General features: G+C 40.7%; 1 pseudogene. It reads right to left on the bottom strand.

Annotated elements, in window-relative coordinates:
* Positions 1–155: 155 nt before the first annotated feature.
* Positions 156–486 (bottom strand): annotated as a pseudogene (locus AB4653_RS21470) (hypothetical protein); the annotation flags it as partial.

Below are 486 nucleotides of genomic sequence, written 5' to 3' on the forward strand. Positions count from 1 at the left end.
ATCATCAGACTCAATGATTTCTAAGTAATCGGCCCACTAACCTTTCATACCCCCATACTGCCTCAGAAGTTTGTTCATTAACTGTTCTAGCTTACTTTTTGGCATCACCTGACTCCATTCAACTATTATCCGCTCTAATATTGACCAACAATGTCTTAATAGCAATATTTGTTAGGTGTAGAAATCCGCTTAGAACGACAAGGCATATACAGTTCTGTGGCGTATTCTAATTGAGCTTCCATCCAATAACTTTTCTCTCCTTCCTCCACCTCCCTAATTGGTGGGCTATCTTCAAATACCGACTTCCAATAAGCTAACCGCTCTTGATGCCGAATAAAATCATTTGAGTACAAATTGTCAGCCTCTTGCTTGATATCATTTAAGTCTAGATCTCTACATTCCATCGACCAACCACGGGCACCAGCCGCCCAGAATAAGAATTCATCCACTTTAGTCTTTGAATCATCGCCTTCAAACGTTACCGAG

This window comes from Vibrio sp. 10N.222.48.A3 (assembly GCF_041475345.1).
GTDB lineage: Bacteria > Pseudomonadota > Gammaproteobacteria > Enterobacterales > Vibrionaceae > Vibrio > Vibrio tasmaniensis_A.